A 21,614-nucleotide genomic window follows, 5' to 3' on the forward strand; every position below is an offset into this window, starting at 1 on the left:
GGGTAGATATGCGACACCTTATTACTGGGGGATCAGGCTTTATCGGCAACCTGGCTGCGCGGCGGCTGCGCGACCGGGGTGATGACGTTCGCGTGCTCGATATATGGGAGGACGAGTCCCGGCCAAGGGACATCGAATTCGTCAAGTGCTCCGTACTTGACCGCGACGGTGTGCGCGCCGCTATGCGGGACGTCGATGTCGTGCACCACAATGCCGCGCTGGTGGCGCAGACCGATGCCGGACGTGATTACTGGCAAGTCAATGTCGAAGGAACACGCATTGTCACCGAGGAAGCCGCGAAGGCGGGCGTGAAATCGTTGATCCATGTCAGCTCGACCGCCGCCTACGGTATTCCGCCATCCGGGCCGATCACAGCACAAACGCCACTTAACCCCGTCGAACCCTATGGTAAGTCGAAGCGTGCCGGCGAACTGTTGGCGGAGGATATCTGCAAGGCGAATGGCATCACTCTGATCACAATCCGTCCCCGAGCCACCCTCGGCGGCGGGCGGCTCGGTATCTTCCAGATCCTGTTTGAATGGATCCGGGAGAGCCGCTCCGTCTATGTGATCGGAAGCGGCAATATCAAATTCCAGTTCATCCACGCGCACGATCTCATGGACTTTTACATGCTTGCGTTGAATGTCGGCAAAAGTGCGACCTATAATGTCGGGACAGATCGTTTCGGCACTTTGCGAGGCGATCTGGAAGCGCTCATTTCCTATGCGGGCAGCCGCTCAAAAGTAAAGAGTCTGCCAACTGGCCTGACCATAAACACGTTGCGGGCATTGCACTGGATGAGGGTTTCGCCGCTGGTGCCATGGCACTATCTGACCTATCACAAGGAATGCTATTTTGACGTCGAGCCGCTACTGCAATTGGGTTGGCGTCCAACATATTCCAACCAGGATATGCTCAGAGAAAGCTATGATTGGTATTGCGAAAGCCTAAGATCCACGAAGCTTAGCGCAGGTGGAAGCCCGCATCGGTCTCCGATACGGCAAGGGGCTTTATGGCTGTTGAAAGTTGTGTCCTGATCAGGATTGCTTTGCTCCTGCCACGACTGGGCTGAAGACCGCGTCGTCAAAGTTGCGGAACGTGTCAATGTTAACAAGAGGCTTGCGGCTCTTGATCAGCGCCCGCATGCCGTTCCGCCGCGCGACTTCCCAGTCACGATCAACCCTGTCTCCGATCATGATTGCGGCTTGTGCCGGAACATTAGCTTTGTTCAGGACATTCTGTAGGCCCGCTGGATGGGGCTTTAAGAAACCGACATCGGGGTCGCCAGCATACACGACGAAGTCAGCGTTCAGACCGAGAACACGTAGCTTTTCGCGGGCCGGATAATCGGAAAGAACAGCAATTGTTTTGCCTTTGGCACTCAGACCGTCGAACAGTTGCGCGATTCCGGGGTAGCGGCAGTTTCGCAGGGCGTTGAGCGGCCGTCGTTCCATCCACTCTTCAACAATCGACCGCACGTATTCCGGCGTGTGTCCCGTACGCGACGCGACAGACTGGTACTGGAGAACCGCAAAATCGGTTGCCTGAGTTTCACCGAGTTCTTCGCGGTAACGGCGAAACTCACGTAAAATCCGAACTGTTTCGAAGCTCAGGGAGGATATGGCGTTGCCTGCGAGGCGAAAAAGCACCTGCAGACGAAGGCGTCTTTGGTCGTAGAGCGTCCCGTCCAGGTCAAAGACCACCATGCGGATAGTATCCCAATTCACAGGCCCGTGCGGGAGGTCAGGCACGGTCATTGCAGCACGGGGATCGATATGAAGGACGGGGTCGCCACGAAATGAAGGAAGGGCATGTCGACGAAGGTCGCAAGTACGAAGACCGCAATACACGCCACCAACATCACGTCGAGCCGGCGGGAGTAAAAGAGCCTTTCCGGGCGCTGGACAACGGAGCCGGGACGGGCGGCCAGCCAGATATAGGCTGCGAATAAGCCGCTTATGAATGGAAAGACAAGAATGTATTCCACCCGGTATTTGACCAGGAATATCCCGCTCAGAAAAGCAGTCATCATTGCATACACGAAGCAGGAAACCAGCAGGCTCTCTTCGGAGTAGTAATGGAAGGAGCGCCGGTATTTGCTGAGCACCGCCACGCCGGCTGTGGCGGAAATGTCCCGATATTCACCGAGCCGCTTTGCGGCCATGAGGAATGCTCCCGCCATCCAGTATGCGGCAAGCACGCTGACAGGCGGCAGTGTCAGGCCATCGACGATCGCCCATCCCAACAGGAACCGGATAGGATTGTTCAGGCACTCCATCAGTACGTCGAGGTAAGGTTTGTCCTTCACGCGCATCGGACGAACGTTGTAGAGAACCCCGGAAGCCAGAAATGCTATCGACGTGAGAAAGAAAAGCGTTCCGATAAGATAACCGAGTAAAAGTCCGGTGATCGCGAAAAGGAAGTACTCAGCGTAGACAATACTTGGCCGCAACGCCACGACCACGGCGCGGCGCAGAGATTTGGTCGGATGGGCGGCGTCGTGTTCGCGGTCAAGCCATTCGTTGATGACGTAGTTCGCCGACGCGATGCAGATCGCGCTCAGGAGGCCGACCGGCACATTGAAGTACAGCGACGATAGAGCCGGCGACTGCAATGCGTAGGCCAGAATGAGACCAGGCAGAACAAAGACATGTTTTGTCACGTGATCGAATCTGGCGAGGGAAAGATAGTCGGTTAATCGCCCCTGTGGAGCGGCTTCTAAGTTGCCAACGACTGGAATGCTCTGCTGGTTCGTAGGCATGGACCGCCCCCTTCGTCTGGAACCACACGTTCAGTTTGAAGACTGCAATTTTCCGTCGGGTGTCACGTCAGCTTGATAGATGCGGCCGTCCGCGTCGGACTGTACCAGCTTGAGATCCGCCCGCTTCACAAGCTCGTCCTCGCTCGGGAAATAAAAGCGCCAGTCAATCGCATCGAGGATCACCACATACGCTTTCTGTTCCACCAAAGCTCGCCGAAGCCGTTGGACTTGCTCCTCAAAGGGATTTTCTTCGTTTTCCAGTCCGGTGCGCCTCTGGCTGTGAGCCGGAATCCAATTTGTCCTGCGCCCCGTCAGGAAATTCAACGCATCGGAGCCATTGGTAAAGACGATTGCGTCTTCGGGTAGAGCGCGAACCGCCGCCACCGTCGGTGACGTCCTCCAGGTGAGACTTTGAAAGCCAATGCCTTGGTCGTAGGCCTCTGCGGTTTGCACAGCGCTGCGAAGAGCGTTGATGGCCAGCAACATAGCCAAGCCCGTGATCACGACGCTGCGACGGACCGGAGCGCGGTTCAAGCGGCCACTGAAGTTCGCCGCAGCGATGACCAACACGAACACGAGGCCAACGTAAAATGGCATGGAGTAGCGATTGTTGAGCTGTAAATTTGCTTCGATGAGGACAGAAAGAATTATGAAGATGAGGTAGAAAAAATTGAAGAAACCAAAGACGAGAATTAGAACGTCCTGCCGAAATGGTCGCTCCAGACCCCAATTGCGCCATGCTGCGCTTATCACGACGAAGACTGCGATACTCACCACCAGCGCAAGCAATGCGAGGCGAACCAACTGCGGAACCTGGGATGGAAGCAGAAAGCTTGCGAGCGCGGACAACCCGCTAAGCCAGCGATCGCTGTCCGCATTGCCATAGAACGTTAGTTGGCGCCCCACCGCGCGGCCGACGAGCAGTTTGCTACCCACTGCCCAGGTTATAAAGATCCCCGCACTGAGAAGAAACAGCATGGCGGTGTCGTAGACGCGCTCCGCCATTGTCCGCTGGCGATTGTAGAAAAGGATGACGGTAGCAAATGAAGCGCCTATTGCTGGCGCCACGAAACGGGCGAGCATGGCCATACCAACCGACAAGGAGGATGCCGCCAAGACCCGGCGATCCTGCTTTTCCAGGTAGGATAGAAAGAAGGCTACCGAAAGCAGCATGAGTGCCATGAAGAGCGACTCTGACATCGCTATGGTGTTTGCCCAGAGGTAGGTCGGGCTAATGATGACCAGGAGTGTTCCTATTGCCACAAATAGCGGCTGGTCAGGCAGGGCATACCTGAACAGGTGAAGAATGAGCAGCGCATTCGCAATGTATAGGACAAACCCCGCGAATAAGGCGACATGCTCCAGATCAAGACCGGCCAGATGTCCTGCGCTCAATATCCAGGGATAGAGAGGCGCATCATAAGGGGTGCTGACAATCTGCATGTAGCGAGTCGTGTCCGGCAGCACTCCAATGCCGTGTTGCGTATTGGCGACGAAAAGAGTTGCAACAAGAATAACGAAGCCCCATGCCATGGCATCGGTAGCCAAAAGCCCTAACGGGTTGCCGCTTTTTGCACTGCGCGGATTGGCCATGTAAGCCCCTATGCGTGCTTGCTTGGTATCGGACGCTCAACTTTTAATTTAGATTAGTCTAAATAAAATGAAGTGAATATACAAGCGCTGTCCTGCATGCGCAGCGGCGCGGGTTGAGGCGTTTCCTGTGCCGCCGCTACCAGCGAAAAGAATGTAGTTTCAGCGAATTCGCGTTGCTTTTCCCAGAACACCAAACGTTCTAGCGGAGATGCCGGCGGCCCTGTGCGTCCACGATGATGCCATCCCCCACGTCGGCACTGATATGCGCGCCATTGTGGATCAGGCAGTCGGCGCCGATCCGGATACCCAGCAGCACCGTTGTTCCCATTCCCACGACCGTCATAGGTCCGATGCTCACCCCACCAGCGAGGATGGCGCCCGGTGTCAGGTGTGCATGATCCTGCACCCCGCTGTCATGGCAGACGATGCTTCCCTGGTTGACGATGACGTTGTTCCCGATCGTGCAACGCGGTCCGATGCTGGCGCCAGCGAGAACGTGACAGCCATGCCCTATCGTTACGGCCTTTGAAACGATCGCCGATGGGTGGATCACCGGTGGCAGAATAAAGCCCATGGCTAAAGCCCGTTCAAACATCGTCCGCCGCAGGTCGTTTGATTGGGCGCCGCCGATGCCGATAAAGGCGTAAAGCGTTCCTTCATCAAGCAAACGCTGCAAGTGTTGTTCCGTGCCGATGACCGAGATGCCGCCGCAGACGTGATGGCCGACTGGAAGCGCCTGATCGGTACAGCCAAGAATTTCATATCCCGACCCATCGAGGGCGTCGATCAGACATGCGGCATGGCCGCCGCCGCCGATGATGACCGCCCGTCGCGCCGCCCCGGCTGATACGGCAGACGGCAACGTGCCCGGTTCGGCGCCTGTGCTGTTCGGCCGGCGGCTGGCTGCAGCGCGCACTTCAGCTTCGCCGATGCGGCCATCGAGGGGACTGACATCCGCAAGATCGATTCCGAGTTCGGAAGCGATCTTGCGGGCTTTGGCCGTTATCGCGACCTCCTTGACCGCGCCATCATCCGCGCCAGGTTTTCCGGATGTGGCGTCCGCATGTTCACTGAGGAGTTCGCACAGTATGGCCCCGACGGGGATAAAGTCGCCAACCTTGACGTCGAGCCGGCCGATAACCCCGGCCTCCGGCGCATAAATTTCGACGGCAGCCTTGGTGGTCTCCAGGACAAAAAGAATAATCCCTTGTTCTACCCTTTGGCCTTGCACAGCCCGAATGTCGATAATTTGAAGGTGGTCCTCGTTGGCGTTAACCCGTGGGGCTTCGACAAGCACGCTCATGAACACCTAGCCCTTCTTGTAAAGATCGATACATGCCGCCTGGATGGCGCTCACGCCCGGTAGCACATCATCCTCCCATTCCCGGCTCGATGGAATGGGGTGGTCAGGACCGGTCAATCCGCTGAAGTGCTTGACCCGGCCAATCAGTGCACGCGCGCACTCCGACCCAAAACCCCAGCCGGGAGAGCCTTCCTCTACGCTCAGCACGCGGGTGCAATTTCCGACCTGGTCGCGGACATCCTCGTAAGGAAAGGGGGATAGCTGTTCGACAGCCACAACACGGGTCGCGATCTCCTCCTCCGTGGCGAGTTTGCTTGCAGCGGCGACCGCGTGCTCGACGCAGCCTCCGTAGGTCAGGATCACGATGTCCGCATCCGGCGGCCGAGGAAGTGCTGGTGTGCCCAAGACGGGCCTGGCATACATGACCTTGTTCTCGATGATCAGGTGAGGGGATCGGGCAGCAAAAGCCCGGTGCAGCAGCGCACCCGGATCCGCATATTCATGCGTGGCAAGCACGGTAAGACCAGGCACGCCGCAAAAGTGCTTTTCCAGGCTTTGCGAGTGTGTCGGCCCGTAGCCACGACGCCCGCCCATGGGAGCGCGGATAATGATCGGGACCTCAACCTGATCGTTGTACATCCAGCGGAACTTTGCCGCATGGTTGATGATCTGGTCGGCAGCCAGGGCAATGAAGTCTCCGAACATCAGCTCGACAATTACGGGGCTGCCCTTGAGGGCGAGGCCCGTGGCCATGCCGACGATGCCCCCCTCGCTAATCGGCGTTGTCCAGACGCGATCCGGATGGGCTGAGGAAAGACCCTTGGTGACCTTGAAGGCGCCGCCATACGGATCGAGAATGTCCTCCCCCAGGATCATGAGGCGGGGATTGGCTTCCATGAGGTCGTGAAGTGCGCGATTGATGGATTCGACGACGCGCATGGGTCAGCCTCGCGCCAGAAGAGCGGAACTCGCAGATTCCACGGCGCGGTCCACTACCGATCGGCAAAAGGCGTCAATTTCCTCAAAATTCGCAACACGCCGCTGCATTGGGGGAATAGGATCCCGCGCTCGCGCCTGTTCAAGGCGCACAGCCGGCCGCGTGTCGTCTCCCTTGCTGTGAGGGCCTATTCGCTCGGTTCGCAAATAGAGCCAGCAGGGGCGGGATTCAGCGCGGGCATAGCTCACGGCTTCCCGGGTAAGTTCAAATATCTCAACTGGATCGTTACCATCGTAGGCAAACGTGCGGATGCCGAACGGTTCGGCCCTGGCAACGATCGAACCCGAGACAGTCATGGCTTTGGGAGTCGTTTGGGCGATTTCGTTGTCCTCGATCACAAAGATAACGGGAGCGCGGAAAACGGACGCGAGGTTCAGGCTCTCGTAGACGGCGCCTTCACCCATCGTACCGTCGCCGAGGAAAGCGACGGCAACGGCGCCCTCGTGCTTACGCGCCAAAGCGGCGCCGACTGCCACGGGGGTTAAGCCGCCCTGGATGCCATTTGAATGGAAGTTGCGGAAGCACAGGTGCTGGCTGCCGCCGCGTCCTCCGCAGACGCCGGTTACACGCCCCATGATTTCGGCTATCAAGCCTTCGACTTCACCCGAATACGCAATGAAATGCCCATGGCAGCGGTGGTTGCTCCACACGATGTCCCGTTCCCGGTCGAGCGCGTTGACCACGCCCACAGCATTTGCCTCCTGGCCGAGTGAGGTGTGTGTCGTGCCAAACAGAAGACCCTGGGAAAAAAGATCAAGCAAACGCTCTTCCACGAGGCGGATCAGCATCATTTGCTGATAAAACCGGACAGCAATCGGTAGCTCGAGCCCGAGAGACGAAGTTCCCTTATGAACTTCCAGTTGCGAAAAAGCAAAATCCGGTGCTGTTGACGACGCCACTACTTCAGCTCCCCAAAGAAGATTAGAACGTCTGGTGGATATCAAGCTACACCCTCTTATCTCGAGCGGCAATAGACTTCGAAAGGGGGAAGGAAACTGCGATACTAGCGGCTGTTAGTACTCCTTTTGACAGCTTTGACCCCGGGGTGTTGGAGCTGACTTTGACAGTGAAGACACCATTTTGGGGAGGGCGACATTGCCTGAGAGAGGGCAAAGGATGTTAGGCTTGGCAGTCCGAGCGACATCGTCAATTCAGTTGCCGGATGCAGCAGTCTTGAAAAACGATCTCTGCTGACTGCTTGGATTGCAACTCTATTGCTGGCGATCTTAAGCCTTGTGGAAGCGCAACTTTACCGTTGAATTGCGCGTGTGATAGACTATCGTCCGCGAGAATACCGACGACGTCCCAGTCAAGCAACATCCGGCGCAGCGAACTTGAAATGATTTTGCTGGAAATAGAATAAGTTTCATATGTTTCCCGGATTGTAACCTTCACTGTTGCGATGTGTTTTTTGTGGGAAAATTTGTTTTGGTTTGTTCTTGTGTTTTCCAAAATTGTTCATCGCGGGATGGGCGTAGAGCGTCAGTAGAGGTGGATATTGAAGACGATATTCTACGTAATCACGGCGTTGAACCGCGGCGGTGCTGAGATTGGTCTGAAAAAGCTAATCGAAAGCGGATTTTATGATGGCTGCGTTCTGTATGTAGTTTCCCTTGTTGCGGGAAGCGGTGAGCTTCTGGAAGAACTCAAGCTGTTGAACATTCGGACGACCGTGCTGGTCCCGAGACGAAAGCCGTCAATGTTCAGTATGGCTGTAGCAAGCGTCCGGCTGCTCCGGCTGGTCAGGCTCAAAGCGCCGGATATTTTGATCCTCTCGCTACCTCAAGCCAACATTATTGGAAGGATCGTTGGGTCGCTGTGTGGCGTTCGCACGATTATATCTTTCGAGCACAACACCAAGCTCGCGAAGCTGGCATATAAGTACCTGTTTTTGGCCACATCGCCGCTCGTCGATGTGGCGTTCTTCGATTGTATCGAGACGGGCCGCTCTTCATTGGAAAATTACTATTTAAAGAAGCCAGCTCGGCACTATGTCGTGCCGCTCATTTCTTTCGAAGCATCCCCTGAACTTGAAATGGTTTCGGACTATTCGAAGCTCAGGATCGTGATGGCCGGGCGGTTTACGCACGTTAAAAACCATGTAGTCGCAATCGAAGCGATCTCGGCATTAAAGCAACGGGAAATTTATGTCGAACTTCACATCTACGGGGAGGGGCAGTTACAAGCCTCGCTGATGGAGCGTTGTAAAAATCTGGGCGTGGCCGATCGGGTGTTCTTTCCCGGTTTCATAGAGAATTGGTATGACCAGCCGGATTTTAACTGTTTCCTCCTGACAAGTAAGCATGAGGGGCTTTGCTTTGTTGCGCTGGAGGCGCTGTGGAAGGGGATTCCGGCAATATTGGCACCTGTCGGCGGAATACCGGGCTACGCAAATGACAGCAATGCGATCGTTTTGATGGACACGACACCCCGTTCGGTTGCGCAAGCCATTGTGGAGCTCATCCACACGCAGCCGGATATAATCTACGCTCGCAGGAAAGCCGGTCAGGCGATTGTCCAGCAAAAAGCTGGAACTTCCGCGGTGCAGCTGGAACATGACAGGATTCGCAAGGAAGTTCTTTTGTAGGCGCACTTTCCATTTTGAGAGTGCGCGTTGCGCGCGCCTGCTTTTAGATGCTCATCTCAGAAAATCCTGAGTATCGGCGATTTGGCGTTCTCCCTTGCAGAAGGGCCTTCCACGAGAACTGAATGGTGGGCTTGGAGTTCGGAAGCGACGCGAAATTGACCTGTGGCGAAGCAACTGCAGGCGTCGGATTGCCTTCCGCTCAATGCCTGAGTGTGGTTTCATTTGGGGGTCAGGCTAGCGCCAGCGAGAAGCGAAATTATCACTTGTGGGCACTTTGTACATTTAGTAATATATAAAATACAGGGAGTGCAGCATCGATGCGATGCATTTCAAGACGTTATGAAATATAACATCTATTATATTGGAAATGTCGGCGTAATTGTATGTAAATACTTCTGTTATAGTTGTTAATTTTTAAACTCTTTAGAATTTCGGTGTAAAAGTATCAGTTGCGGATATGGCTTTGCCAATCAACAAGGGTTCCATCCATGATGCCCGTTTCATATGAATCCAACGGAAAGAAACCACATGGGATTTGGAGAGGGTTGACGGAACCGTACGAAACATTGCGATATTTCTGGAAATTTCTACGCAAGCGGCGCAAGGGGGCCGCTCTCGCGCGGCATGCGGAAAAAACCGACGCTTGTCTGGTTTCTTTTCCGAAATCTGGCCGAACTTGGCTGCGTTATATACTGTCGTTTTATTTCGCGGCGGCCTTTGGCGACAACGCCAAAACGAACTTGCATAATATGTTTGCGCTTGTTCCGAATTTTGACCTGGACCCGATACGCGGGATTCCTGCCTTTATATCCCAAGGTGCACATGGCAAGATGCCAATGGTGGTTGTCAGCCACGAAGCCAGATCACAGGTCCCGCCCAAGCTGCCGATTATCATCATGGTTCGCGATCCGAGGGATGTTCTCGTATCAGGATTTTTCCATGCCACTCGACACAAGGGGCGTTTTTCCGGTTCGTTGTCGGACTTCATCGACGATGCCGACTACGGAATGCCCAAGATGATCTCCTATCTTAACGGATGGGCCAGCGGTCTCTCCGGCAGACGTCACCACATTGTGAGCTACGAAAACCTTTCGGCCGTCCCGCTGAAGGAGATCGAAGGGATACTCAATTTCCTGGGATGCGAGGTCAAGCCTGCCGTTCTTAAAGCTGCCATAGATGCGGGCCAGTTCGAAAAGATGCAGGAAATGGAAGTCGCCGAAGGCATCCCAGCACACGAATACGATCGTACTGACCTGCAGAGCATGCGCATGCGCAAAGGCCTTGTGGGCGGATTTAACGATTATCTGAGCGATGACGAGATAGCGCGCATTGAAGAATACTGCCACCGCGATCTGACACCTGATGCCAAGAAACTCTTGGCTGCGACCAGCGCAGATTTCAATACGCCAAATTTCCGGCTGCCTGCTTGATTGGCGCTCCGATTTTTGGTTGGCGCGAACTAGAATTTCCCGGAGTTCTGTCGACCGCTTGCACTTGGCATGCGATGTTCATTTTACGATCGGCCATTTACAGTTCGTGGCGGCGATGCTGGATCGCCAACTCAAGCACCCGCTTCAAGCGGTCAATATCTGGCGATGTCCGCCTACCGCTACTTTGGGCTACCTGAAGGTTCCGGTCGATATATTCAATCGCTATCGCGAGTTCGAAATCAGCAATCCCTCTATCGTCTGCGAGTGATTGCGCGACGGTCCAAAGGTCGCATGGCATCATGCCCTCCCACGGCGAATTCATCTAGGCGATGGCAAGCGTAATGGCCGGATATTAACAAATATCTAATATAGCAATGACTACTATATATGCAGTGATGAGCGCTGACTCACCCATCTGTATCCTGCTCGCCTTTAAAACTGATCGGCCACTTGTTGGAGGCCCAATTCGGCAGGTCGCGTCTTATCTCATGTTCTCTTCAACATCCAGGTATACTGCGGATGGTGAGAGCCAGTTCCACGTTGTAAAACCAAGCCCACAGTGTTATTTTAGGCCCCTCTCATATTTATTCGAATTCAGAACTCAGCGCCGTGATTTCTCGAAGCACTTTTTCGCCGATTGAAAGCCTAGACGGGGCTTGAACCGCCATCGTGGCGCCTTCCGTCCTAAAATCTCAGGGGGATGAAACAATGATTCTCAAGGGAACTCTGCTGGCAGACGTGTTGTTCGGCGCCAATGACGCAGATACGATTTATGGCTACGCTGGCGACGACGTGTTGTGGGGATATGACGGCAATGACTACCTCGATGGCGGCGATGGCAACGACAGGCTTTACGGAGGCCTCGGAGACGATTTCTTCAAGGCTGGCCCCGGAAACGACTACGCCGAAGGTGGTGACGGGAAAGATAGTTTCGATGGCGGCACAGGCGACGACCATTTTATCGGTGGCCTGGGTAACGACATTTTCGAGGGCGGTCAGGGCGACGACTTCATCGATGGAGGCGATGGCCATGACCATATTCTCGGTGGGGCCGGTAACGACACGATTTATGGTGGAGCCGGTGAGGAATATATCGACGCGGCCGATGGCGACGATGTGATCTATGCGGGTTCAGGGAATGATGGATTTGGCGAGCGTATCGACCCAGCCACCGGCCTGATGACACAGCAAGCAGTGAGCGGTGGAGCTGGTAACGATCTGATCTACGGCGAAGGCGGAAAGGATCTCTTGAAAGGGCAAGCCGGTAACGACCGGATGTTCGGCGGTGACGGCGACGACAAGGTTGATGGTGGAGATGGTGACAACTTTCTCTCCGGTGGTGATGGAAACGATATCATCGATTCCGAAGGCGGCATCGACGAGGCGCGCGGCGGCGATGGCAACGACAGGATCGAACTGGGCGGCGGGGCCGACATTGCATTCGGGGATGCCGGCGCGGATAGTTTAAGCGGTGAGGGCGGCAATGATGTCCTGAATGGCGGCGCCGGCAATGACCTGTTCTACGGCGGTGACGGAGATGACGTTCTAAACGGCGACGCGGGCCAGGATACCCTTATCGGCGATTCAGGGGTGGATGTGCTGTGGGGCGGTGCAGATGCCGACAGGTTTGTATTCAAGGGCGCCGGCGCTTTTCTCGGGCAGGACACCATTATGGATTTTCAAGATGGCGTCGATATTCTCATTCTGGAAAAAATTGGTATCCGGCAATATTCAAGCACGGGTGCGGCCGGTACCGTTTATGCCTACGACGATCCAACCGGAGGTGTTCTGATTAAAGGCTACGATGCCGCTGGGAAAATCTTCTCGGTGCTTGTCGATGATCCAGGCAATAGTTTGACCGCATCCAATTTCAGCAGTGCTGATTTCTTGTTCGCTTAGCAGCGCCGCGAGGAGACTGTATGAATACTTTCACGCGCGTCACATGCTGTCGCTGATTGCCATTCCTAATTAATAGGATAGGCTTGGCAGAGATTGAACTTCATCGAATTTTCCGTTCGTGCCATGTCGATACGCATGGCAGACGATTGATCGGAGATGTGGTTGGTTTACGATATCGTTGTTGTTGGCTCCGGTTTCTCGGCGATAGCCGTGACAATCAATCTACTACAACTGCTTCCCGCATCGAGTTCGATCGCAATCATTGGCGACAACCGGGGATTTGGCCGTGGTACGGCCTATCGCACTGAATTCCATCTTCATCGCTTGAACGTGCCCGCTGGTCGCATGAGTGTCTTTCCAGATAAGCCAAACGATTTCCTGATGTGGCTGGAAGCAAAGGGCAAGGGGAAATCTGGCGACGATTTTGCCTCCCGCGGCGATTACGGGCTGTATTTGCGAGACACGCTGGCGTCCCTGCTGCGCGGTCACGACAGAGCGAAAGTCAGCTTCATCAAGGCCAAGGCAACAGGCTGCGTTGAGCAGTACCGGGTCGGCACGGTCTTTCAACTGGACAATGCTGCGGAACTGATCGCACAGACGGTCGTGTTCTGTCTCGGTGTCGGTAGCGCGCAACTGCCGGTTTCGCCTGAGGGGTTAGCGGCCGGCGCCAAACGCCACATCATCAAGAATCCCTGGCGCTTGAACTGGTTGCTGAGGGTAGGGGAGAGGGACCGGGTTTGCGTTCTGGGCTCAGGTTTGACGATGATCGATCAAGTCCTGGCATTGCGCGCTCGCGGCCATCGAGGCGAGATTCGCGTCTTGTCGCGAAGGGGCCTAGTGCCGCATCCCCATCACTCGCACCGGGTGTCTCCCATCAAGCCTGCATTGCCGGCTGGCCAACGGCAGATCAGTGCAATTCTCGGTGCCCTGCGCCGGCAGATTAGGGAGGGTGCGGACTGGCGTGCTGTGATGGACGGCCTGAGGCCGGACACTCAGGCATTATGGCAGGAGTTGTCTCGCGAGCAGCGTGCACGTTTTCTCCGGCATGCTCTGCCCTGGTGGAACATCCACCGTCATCGCATTTCACCGACGGTGTTCGAAGGGTTCGATTCCTTGATCAAAAATGGCACTGTCAAGCTGCATGCCGGATTTGTGAAATCCATCTTGGACAGCCAAAACGGTGTCGCAGTCACATATCGCCCGCGCTTATGTGATCGATCGGCGTCGTTCGAGACGGACTGGATCGTGAACTGTACGGGGATGGAGCGGGCTGGCGTCAACCACTCCCCGCTCCTGAAGGAAATGCTGAAGACAGGTATGATCAGCGCCGACGCGCTTGGTCTCGGTATTGCGATCGACACGGAATCCCGTGTGCTTGATTCAAACGGCCAGGCCCAGTCACGCATGTTTGCCGTTGGCGCTCTGTCGGCCGGACAATTTTGGGAAATCACGGCGGTTCCCGATATCCGGGTCCAGGCGAAGCTGGTTGCAGCAGCCATCTCGTCCTGCCCTACGCTTGCAGTGTAGCGACGGATTTTATCGGCAGTCTCGGGCTAAATTCCGTCAGGCGAGCGCCTTTGGCTCTTGGTTGCGGGTTTCCACGGTGCGGGAAAGGCTCGGAACGTCAAGTGCAAGTGACGGCGCTTGCGTGTTGGGCTTCAGCCCTGCAGCTTGCTGTGCACAGGGGGTGGCTTGCCACTCGGTGAGCGCCAGTTATGGGCTTCAATGCAAAGGCCATCACCGCACATGACGACAAAGCCGCGTGGAGTGTGTGCCTGAACCTGACCGGTAATGCCAATATAACGGGGTATGGGGGAAGCTGGCGCAGCAGTGTCAATATGAAGTTTGAGCCCGTTGCAGCTTGTGTAAGCGCCAGGATACGGATCGCCCACGGCTCGAATGAGGGTCAGTATCTGCGCAGCCGGCATGCGCCAATCGATCAAGCCATCTTCAGGCGTACGTTTCGCACAATAGGATGCCTGGCGGTGATCCTGCTCTATTCTCGGGGCGTCGCCCGTCTCAAGCCGGTGCACGGCTTCCGGGATCATTTCTTCGATATTGCGCATATGTTTGAGATAGAGGCTGCGCGCTGTCTCCTCTTCTCCGACGTGAAAGATCTTCTGCAGTAGGACAGGGCCGGAATCCGTGCCTTCGTCGAGCCAGAACAACGTAGATCCCGCCGTCTTTTCGCCAAGCAGGATTGTCCAGGGAATGACGCCTCGCCCCCGCAATCGAGGCAAGGCGGCTGGGTGAAAACCGATGCTCCCGATACGAGCAATGGCGCGAAAAGGCGCTTTGCAGATTTGGGACCAGCCAATGACGAAAGTGACATCCGGTTCCGCATTTTCTATCGCCATTATCGTTTCAGGCGCGTTTGTATTTGTCGTGCGGAACACTGCGCTTCCGATCGCGGCGGCCGGTGAACCGATGTCGGTGAAATCCGAATGCCGATCAGCGGCGTCTTGCGGGAGGGTCACCACGAGAACTGGAGGTTTTCCGGCTTTCACGAGCGCATTAAATGCGACGTTCGAGCTTTCCACGGCGCCAACAAGAACAATACGCATCATTTCCCATCCCGAAAAAGTTCCCAGGCGCTTCAATCCGTCCACCAATCAGCCGAATAAATTCGTCTTCTGAACGCATCGGGGCGAAAGCTTCGGTGGGGCAGACTTGACAACGATACAAAAGGTTCCAGATTTAAAATATCTGTAATTTAGAGATATAGAACACCACGTGCGGGATACTGTCCAGCAGTTAACAATGCCGGGCCGCCAACGAATATTTCATTATGCTACGATATCATTTCCAACTCGAACCGAATGCCATTCGCATACCTGCCTGTGTGAAAAACAACCGGTTGTGCGATCGAGTGGACCGGTGGCTTTGTTTGGATGACAATGGCTTTCGCCGCCGGTAACTGGCTGGCTTCCATTGAAGCAAAGCTAATGGTTCTGGCAATTGCAAATCGGGGTTATCGGAAACAAACGACGCGCTTGAGTATTAAACGGACCGCCATGATGATCATGCATGTCATTACCAATTTCACTGCGAGCGCCGGTGCCGAGACTATGCTCACTCGGTTGTTGCGGATTTCAGGCAGCCAACGGATCGTTGTTGTATCTCTTATGGGGATATCGGGGCGCAATCGCGCCCTCGCTAATAATCCCAGAGTTACCTATGTCGCACTGGAAGCCGGAGTGCCGACTGCGCTGGTCGGGGCGATCTTCACATTGACCAAGTTGATCCGCCAGGAGCGGCCCACGGTCGTGTTGTGCTGGATGTATCATGCAATGATTGCCGGCACGATCGCTGCGGGCCTTTCGCGCCAACATACGCGCGTGTTCTGGAATGTCCGTCAGTCGCTGGACGATCCATCGTCATTGTCGCGCAGTTCACGTATCGCCATTGCTGTCTCCAAATTGCTGTCGCGTCGTGCTGCCGGCTTTATCTATAATTCCTCACGCGCTCTCGAAATGCACGGTGCCTATGGCTACAGCAATCATAATGCCATTGTCATTCCGAACGGTTTTGATCTTCCGCCTCTTTCCGCGCCGGTGTCCCGCATCGCGAAACGGATCGGCATAGCGGCCCGCTTTCATCCTCAAAAAGATCACGCCACGTTCTTCCATGCAGCCACGCTGGTTTCTCAAACACATCCGGATGTGACGTTTACGGCCGCCGGGCATGGACTGTCCTGGGACAATCCCGCCGTCGTGCGGTTGATTGCTGACGCCGCGCTGCCGCCGGGCCGGATCGAGTTGCAGGGGGAAGTCGCAGACATGGCCGGATTCTATCAAGGCATCGATATCTTGGCGCTGTCTTCGCGGACGGAGGGGTTTCCCAATGTCATCGCCGAGGCGATGAGCTTTGCCAAGCCGGTGGTAACGACCAATGTTGGCGACGCCGCCATTGTTGTCGGCGATGGCGGTATCGCTGTGCCGGCGAGAGATCCGCAGGCACTTGCGGGGGCTATGCGCACACTGCTCGATGCAGGCCCAGGCGGTTATGCGCGATATGCCCGCAACGCCAGAGAGCGAATCGAGAGTGAATATACGCTGGCTGCAGTAGAAGCCAAGTATCTGGAATTTTTGAATAAAATATGAGGATATCTCGTTGACTAATCAAATTATTTCGCATGATGGCGAGATTGATAAAGTATGTCGTAAGGTTAAATGCGATCATGGCCGGGTTGTGGGCGAGGTTTGAATTAAATCACTGAAATTTAATAATTTTGTATTATTAGAATTGGCGTATTTTCAGTCTTTATCCACAGATAGACATGGATGGAGTCTGGTTTTATTTCCTCTTATGGTTGTGAAATCGCTGCAAGCCTCCTTTGCGCCTCATTCCGTTCCTACCAGCGCCTCTCCTACCAAGCGAAGAGGTAATCATGATTCTCAAAGGAACCACCCTGGCAAATAAGCTGACGGGAACGAGCGCTGCAGACAAAATCTACGGCTATGATGGCGATGACATCCTGTACGGCAACGCAGGCGATGACTTTCTCGACGGCGGAGTTGGCAACGACAAGCTCTACGGCGGGACCGGGAACGACTTTTTCAAGGCAGGGGCCGGCAACGATTATGCCGAAGGCGGTGACGGTAACGATACTTTCGACGGCGGCGCGGGAAATGACAGGTTTCTTGGAGGCCTTGGAAACGATATTTTCGACGCCGGCCTTGGGAACGACATTCTGGAGGGCGGCGACGGTCACGATCACTTTTTGGGCGGCGCTGGAAACGATACGATTTATGGTGGCGCCGGCGAGGAATATATCGATGGCGGTGACGGAGACGATATCATCTATGCAGGTAGCAGCAATGACGGTTTCACCAACCGCATTGATCCCGCGACGGGGAAATTGACACAGCAGGCCGTGAGTGGAGCTGCTGGCAATGACACCATCTATGGCGAGGATGGTAACGACGCGCTCAAGGGGCAGTCGGGCGACGATAAAGTGTTCGGCGGAAACGGCGATGATCGGGTCGATGGCGGAGACGGCAACAACTACCTCAGCGGTGGCGATGGTAACGACATGATCGATTCCGAGGGGGGCAAGGATGAAGCGCATGGCGGCAATGGCAATGATAGTATCGAACTTGGCGGCGGAGACGACGTGGCGTTTGGAGATGCCGGTGCCGATACCATTAGCGGTGAAGCCGGAGCGGACACCTTGAGAGGTGGCGACGGAAACGACCGTTTCTATGGTGGCGATGGAAATGACACTATCTACGGCGACGCTGGAAATGACGTTCTGATCGGTGATTCCGGTGCTGACACGCTTTGGGGTGGCGCAGGCGCAGACCAGTTCTCTTTCAAGGGTGCCAGTGTCCTGACCGGTCGTGATACCGTCAAGGATTTCCAGGACGGTATCGATACGTTGAGCTTCGAAAGGCTCGGACTGACCAAATATTCGAGTTCGGGAACCAACGGAACGGTTTATGCCTACGACGATGTCAGTGGCGATGTCATCATCAAGGGGCATGACTCTTCGGGCAATGCATTTTCCGTTCTCATCGATGACCCGTTGGGCAATCTTACGGCAGCGAATTTCAGTCAGTCGGACTTTATGCTGTCATAAGCGCGGCCCACCTGGCGCCGTGTCGCAGGCTTGGAAAATCAATGCTGATGCCCCACGTCATCTGCGCCCAATCATCCGATCTGTCACTGTCTCGCGAGTTGCGGGAAGGGGGCCAGGCCGGCGTCCACATTGAGGGCCCAGTGAGGCAAGCGGCCTTACCGGCGCAGTTAATGCTCCTGGCTGGCCCAGCGGTCCAGCCAGGAATTGAACATCAGGATCGTCCAAAGGTGCGCGCCCCAGTCTCGCTTGCCTGAAAGATGTTCCTTCCAACGCGCTTCAATGGGTTCCACCCGGAAAATCCCGTCTCGACGCAAGCGGGACGGAGATAGCAAGTCGCTTGCCCAGGCACGTAAGGGGCCGCGAAGCCAGGCGTTAAGCGGGATGCCGAAGCCTCGCTTTGATTGCGTCAGGAGAGTTTCGGGCAACCGGCGGGCCAGCAGTTTGCGCAGGGCGCGCTTGCCTTGGCCTTCGGAAAAACATAAGGCGCGCGGCGAACGCCAGGCCAGTTCGACGAAGCGATAATCGAGGAGGGGCGCGCGCATTTCAAGACCGACAGCCATTGAGGCCCGATCCAGTTTGACTAGAATATCGTCGGGGAGATAGGCAACCATATCCCTGTACATCATCCTGTCGACCGGCTCGAGAACAGCTGGAATTCGCTTCGATGACATTGCAGACGGCGGCTCACGTCCGCCGATGACGATGTCGGCCGCATCCGGCCATTGAGAGACAAAATTCAGATACCGGTCGTCTCTGTTGCGAATCTGAAGCAGTTCGGCAAGCCGCTTCACACGGCTGCCGGTGGCCTCGTCGCGCAAAGCCGAGGGGAGAGCGTGACGGCCAAGCGGTGCTGCGGCGTCTAGCAGCCATTCGGGTGCGAACTTCGCTGCCTTCAGCGCGAACGTGGGGGTCATTTTTTCCAGGCGGTCAAAGGTCACCATTCGTTGATAGCGCTTGTAGCCGCCGAAAAATTCGTCGCCGCCGTCGCCGGATAAAGCGACGGTTACGGTTCTTCGTGCGAGTTTTGAAACGAGCAACGTCGGGATTTGTGATGGATCGGCAAAAGGTTCGTCATAGACATCAGGCAGATCGGGGATAAGCCGAAGAGCGATTTCAGGTTCCGCCGTGATTTCGGTGTGATCCGTTTTCAGATGAAGGGCAACGGCCGCGGCGGCATCCGCTTCATTGTACTGTTCCTCCATGAAGCGGACAGTGTAGGTTTTGACGGGCGTTGCCGAGACTTCCTGCATCACGGCGGAAACCAGAGAAGAATCAATGCCGCTGGAAAGAAGCGCACCGACAGGCACATCCGACACCAGGCGCTCGCTGACCGCTGTTTTCAGCGCGTTGTCGAGAAGATCCAAAGCCTCCTCTTCGGATCCGATACGGTGCGCATATCCGTGCTCGGCAACTTCGAATGCGTCCCAGTAGGATCTTGCAGAGGCCAGAACTGCCGCAAGAGAGGCGGGAGGCTGATCGACCGAGATGCTGACCCACGAACCGTGCGGCAATTTGAAAACATTACGATAAATCGAATAGGGAGTGGGGATGTAGTTGTATCTCAGGTACAGCGTAACTGCGTCGCGATCTATCTCGGGAGAGTGAAAAGACGGGTGTTTTCTGATGCTCTTCAGTTCGGAACCAAAAGCAATCGCATCACCGGACACTCCGATATAAAGAGGCTTTTTACCAAGTCGATCCCGGGCGAATATGATTTTGCGTTCTACACTGTCATAAAGGGCAAAGGCGAACATGCCGTTGCAGCGCGCCAATGCTTTTTCCAGCCCATATGCTTCGATGGCTTCCAGAAGCACTTCTGTATCGGAGTGGCCGCGAAATTGTAGCCCGAGCGCATCCAGTTCGGCGCGCAATCCCAGGAACCCATAAATCTCCCCATTGTACGCAATCGAGTAGCGGCCGCTGGCGGAGTGCATCGGTTGCGCACCTCCCGGAGACAGGTCAATGATCGAGAGTCTGCGATGGCAAAGGCCGACATGGCCATCTTCGGCAAGCCATATTCCATCGGCGTCCGGGCCGCGATGCGCAAGAGCGCTGGCCATCAGTTTCAGGGTGGCGGTCGATGCTTCACGTTGGCGTCCCGTATAATTTACGAGCCCGGCAATTCCACACATCATTGTTCCCTTCGGTCGAATGATTATCGTCTGATGGCGGTCGAAATACCCTTTGCTGACGTATCGGGAGCAGGTGCTCGTCGTCCGCTACCTTGCTCGCGGCTCCAGCCGGTCCTTAAATATATCACTTTAAAAACCTGGCTTTCCCGGATGCCACCCCTCGGCTGGTGACCAGGAAAAACATCGTTCAACAGGCTGTCATCAATTGCGATCGAGGCCCATGGATGGTGGAGTGCTGGCCACGTGGTCATCCCGATATGCAATATGGCAGTTTCCTTACAGCATATACTTCCGTCTTTGATGATGGAACGAACAGCCCGTTGCCGTCAATGCGTAGTTATTGAAAATCGGAAGATGAAATTTCTTGCCGGATCTCTTCCGGGTGGATAAAAATAAGAGGTCGAATGTTTGCTGGGGCAAATATTATGAACCGTGTTCTTGACATCATATTCGTACTTTCCGCCGGGCTGTTAATGTTGCCTGTCATGATACTGGTTGCAATTGCCGTCATCGTTCTACTCGGCCGCCCGGCAATTTTCGTTCAATCTAGGGCAGGCAAGGACGAGCGCCCGTTCAGAATGATCAAGTTCCGGTCCATGTCGGATGCGCGGGACAGCAAGGGCAAGCTCCTCAGCGACGAGAAACGTACAACCACATTTGGCCGGATTCTGCGCCGATCCCGGTTGGACGAACTTCCTGAATTCTGGAACATCCTTGTCGGCGATATGAGCTTGATTGGTCCCCGTCCCATTCTTCCAGAAACGATACGCAGCCTTGGCGAGCGTGGGGTTCTGCGCTGCTCTGTAAAGCCGGGGTTGACGGGGTGGGCGCAGATCAGCGGCAATGCCATCCTTACGGATGATGACAAGATAGACCTCGACTTATGGTATATCCGAAACAGATCCTTCTGGATTGACCTTCAAATTCTGATTATGACGGCTTCAGTGATGATTTTTGGAGAAAGGTTAAGTGAAAGCCGGCTGGCCGCAGCGAAGCGGAAAGACGTAGGGTAAGGGTTTCAAGCTATGGGCGTAGACACCGGCGCTACACACTCATTCTGGTGTTCGACCGGAAAATATACTTTTGCAGACGAGAGCAGATCGAACTTGCTATCGGATTATTTCGAGCAGCGTTCCGTTGCGAGTGACATTTGATTTTGTTTATCTCGATTTTAGGATCATTGCCGTGTATCGTGAGCTTTCGCCAGATGGCCGAGGCATCGGGCATTGGCTACGCCCGGCGCGGTTGACGGCCGCAGGCCTTAGGACGGCATCACGCAGGATGTCACGTCTGGGTCTGGATGGGAATGTGTTTGCGTAAAAACCCGGACG

At 55.3% G+C, this 21,614-nt stretch carries 16 protein-coding genes; 8 read left to right on the plus strand and 8 right to left on the minus strand.

From position 1 onward, the window contains the following. Positions 1-8: 8 nt before the first annotated feature. The gene (locus tag ASC96_RS12010; RefSeq protein WP_060503275.1) at positions 9-1,037 is read left to right on the plus strand and encodes an NAD(P)-dependent oxidoreductase; all 1,029 of its coding nucleotides are present in this window, start codon (positions 9-11) and stop codon (positions 1,035-1,037) included. On the opposite strand, the gene ASC96_RS12015 is transcribed toward ASC96_RS12010, so the two are convergent. From ASC96_RS12015 to ASC96_RS12040, 6 genes are all read right to left on the minus strand, one after another. Beyond that, positions 1,038-1,706 carry an HAD family hydrolase gene (locus ASC96_RS12015; protein ID WP_200956622.1) on the minus strand — a complete coding sequence of 223 codons (669 nt, stop codon included), beginning with the start codon at positions 1,704-1,706 and terminating at the stop codon, positions 1,038-1,040. It lies immediately after the preceding gene. A 47-nt stretch (positions 1,707-1,753) separates the two neighbouring features. Continuing rightward, a complete protein-coding gene (locus tag ASC96_RS12020; RefSeq protein ID WP_082512028.1) occupies positions 1,754-2,761 on the minus strand; it encodes a UbiA family prenyltransferase in 1,008 nt (335 codons plus the stop codon). A gap of 30 nt (positions 2,762-2,791) precedes the next feature. Further along, positions 2,792-4,354 carry a glycosyltransferase family 39 protein gene (locus ASC96_RS12025; RefSeq protein WP_060503277.1) on the minus strand — a complete coding sequence of 521 codons (1,563 nt, stop codon included), beginning with the start codon at positions 4,352-4,354 and terminating at the stop codon, positions 2,792-2,794. A 199-nt stretch (positions 4,355-4,553) separates the two neighbouring features. After that, positions 4,554-5,657 carry a NeuD/PglB/VioB family sugar acetyltransferase gene (locus ASC96_RS12030; RefSeq protein ID WP_156397448.1) on the minus strand — a complete coding sequence of 368 codons (1,104 nt, stop codon included), beginning with the start codon at positions 5,655-5,657 and terminating at the stop codon, positions 4,554-4,556. Positions 5,658-5,663: 6 nt separating this feature from the next. Continuing rightward, a complete protein-coding gene (locus ASC96_RS12035; protein ID WP_060503279.1) occupies positions 5,664-6,596 on the minus strand; it encodes a transketolase C-terminal domain-containing protein in 933 nt (310 codons plus the stop codon). 3 nt (positions 6,597-6,599) lie between these two features. After that, on the minus strand, positions 6,600-7,553 hold the full coding sequence (locus ASC96_RS12040; protein WP_156397451.1) for a thiamine pyrophosphate-dependent dehydrogenase E1 component subunit alpha: 954 nt from the start codon (positions 7,551-7,553) through the stop codon (positions 6,600-6,602). A 599-nt stretch (positions 7,554-8,152) separates the two neighbouring features. Between ASC96_RS12040 and ASC96_RS12045 the strand changes: the two genes are divergently transcribed. The 4 genes from ASC96_RS12045 (at position 8,153) to ASC96_RS12065 (ending at position 14,097) form a co-directional block, all read left to right on the plus strand. Next, positions 8,153-9,241: a glycosyltransferase gene (locus ASC96_RS12045; RefSeq protein ID WP_060503281.1), complete on the plus strand. Its 1,089-nt coding sequence runs from the start codon at positions 8,153-8,155 to the stop codon at positions 9,239-9,241. Between the two features lie 488 nt (positions 9,242-9,729). Then, positions 9,730-10,671 (plus strand): sulfotransferase domain-containing protein, encoded by a 942-nt coding sequence (locus ASC96_RS12050; RefSeq protein WP_244481999.1) that lies wholly within the window; start codon positions 9,730-9,732, stop codon positions 10,669-10,671. Between the two features lie 708 nt (positions 10,672-11,379). Continuing rightward, positions 11,380-12,570, plus strand: a complete 1,191-nt coding sequence (locus ASC96_RS12060; protein WP_060503283.1) for a calcium-binding protein — start codon at positions 11,380-11,382, stop codon at positions 12,568-12,570. Between the two features lie 162 nt (positions 12,571-12,732). Beyond that, on the plus strand, positions 12,733-14,097 hold the full coding sequence (locus ASC96_RS12065) for an FAD/NAD(P)-binding protein (RefSeq protein ID WP_200956623.1): 1,365 nt from the start codon (positions 12,733-12,735) through the stop codon (positions 14,095-14,097). A 131-nt stretch (positions 14,098-14,228) separates the two neighbouring features. Here ASC96_RS12065 and ASC96_RS12070 read toward each other — a convergent pair whose 3' ends face one another. Continuing rightward, positions 14,229-15,134 carry a formyltransferase family protein gene (locus tag ASC96_RS12070; RefSeq protein WP_060503350.1) on the minus strand — a complete coding sequence of 302 codons (906 nt, stop codon included), beginning with the start codon at positions 15,132-15,134 and terminating at the stop codon, positions 14,229-14,231. Between the two features lie 453 nt (positions 15,135-15,587). On the opposite strand from ASC96_RS12070, the gene ASC96_RS12075 reads away from it, so the two are divergent. Together ASC96_RS12075 and ASC96_RS12080 are read left to right on the plus strand one after the other, a co-directional pair. Then, positions 15,588-16,673: a glycosyltransferase gene (locus ASC96_RS12075; protein ID WP_060503351.1), complete on the plus strand. Its 1,086-nt coding sequence runs from the start codon at positions 15,588-15,590 to the stop codon at positions 16,671-16,673. A gap of 287 nt (positions 16,674-16,960) precedes the next feature. Continuing rightward, positions 16,961-18,151: a calcium-binding protein gene (locus tag ASC96_RS12080; protein ID WP_060503285.1), complete on the plus strand. Its 1,191-nt coding sequence runs from the start codon at positions 16,961-16,963 to the stop codon at positions 18,149-18,151. 167 nt (positions 18,152-18,318) lie between these two features. Here the strand turns inward: ASC96_RS12080 and asnB are convergent, their stop codons facing one another. Next, positions 18,319-20,283, minus strand: a complete 1,965-nt coding sequence (gene asnB / locus ASC96_RS12085; protein ID WP_060503286.1) for an asparagine synthase (glutamine-hydrolyzing) — start codon at positions 20,281-20,283, stop codon at positions 18,319-18,321. 425 nt (positions 20,284-20,708) lie between these two features. On the opposite strand from asnB, the gene ASC96_RS12090 reads away from it, so the two are divergent. Then, positions 20,709-21,296 carry a sugar transferase gene (locus tag ASC96_RS12090; RefSeq protein WP_060503352.1) on the plus strand — a complete coding sequence of 196 codons (588 nt, stop codon included), beginning with the start codon at positions 20,709-20,711 and terminating at the stop codon, positions 21,294-21,296. The last annotated feature ends 318 nt before the right edge of the window (positions 21,297-21,614 follow it).

Source organism: Rhizobium sp. Root1204, from assembly GCF_001424965.1.
Lineage (GTDB): Bacteria > Pseudomonadota > Alphaproteobacteria > Rhizobiales > Rhizobiaceae > Pararhizobium.

Bases quoted from the DNA above. Each gene is read 5' to 3' on its own strand.
- asnB (WP_060503286.1), bottom strand. From the start codon at position 20,283: ATGTGTGGAATTGCCGGGCTCGTAAATTATACGGGACGCCAACGTGAA.
- ASC96_RS12050 (WP_244481999.1), top strand. From the start codon at position 9,730: ATGATGCCCGTTTCATATGAATCCAACGGAAAGAAACCACATGGGATT.
- ASC96_RS12010 (WP_060503275.1), top strand. From the start codon at position 9: ATGCGACACCTTATTACTGGGGGATCAGGCTTTATCGGCAACCTGGCT.
- ASC96_RS12075 (WP_060503351.1), top strand. From the start codon at position 15,588: ATGATCATGCATGTCATTACCAATTTCACTGCGAGCGCCGGTGCCGAG.
- ASC96_RS12070 (WP_060503350.1), bottom strand. From the start codon at position 15,134: ATGCGTATTGTTCTTGTTGGCGCCGTGGAAAGCTCGAACGTCGCATTT.
- ASC96_RS12030 (WP_156397448.1), bottom strand. From the start codon at position 5,657: ATGAGCGTGCTTGTCGAAGCCCCACGGGTTAACGCCAACGAGGACCAC.
- ASC96_RS12015 (WP_200956622.1), bottom strand. From the start codon at position 1,706: ATGGTGGTCTTTGACCTGGACGGGACGCTCTACGACCAAAGACGCCTT.
- ASC96_RS12080 (WP_060503285.1), top strand. From the start codon at position 16,961: ATGATTCTCAAAGGAACCACCCTGGCAAATAAGCTGACGGGAACGAGC.
- ASC96_RS12025 (WP_060503277.1), bottom strand. From the start codon at position 4,354: ATGGCCAATCCGCGCAGTGCAAAAAGCGGCAACCCGTTAGGGCTTTTG.
- ASC96_RS12035 (WP_060503279.1), bottom strand. From the start codon at position 6,596: ATGCGCGTCGTCGAATCCATCAATCGCGCACTTCACGACCTCATGGAA.
- ASC96_RS12060 (WP_060503283.1), top strand. From the start codon at position 11,380: ATGATTCTCAAGGGAACTCTGCTGGCAGACGTGTTGTTCGGCGCCAAT.
- ASC96_RS12020 (WP_082512028.1), bottom strand. From the start codon at position 2,761: ATGCCTACGAACCAGCAGAGCATTCCAGTCGTTGGCAACTTAGAAGCC.
- ASC96_RS12090 (WP_060503352.1), top strand. From the start codon at position 20,709: ATGAACCGTGTTCTTGACATCATATTCGTACTTTCCGCCGGGCTGTTA.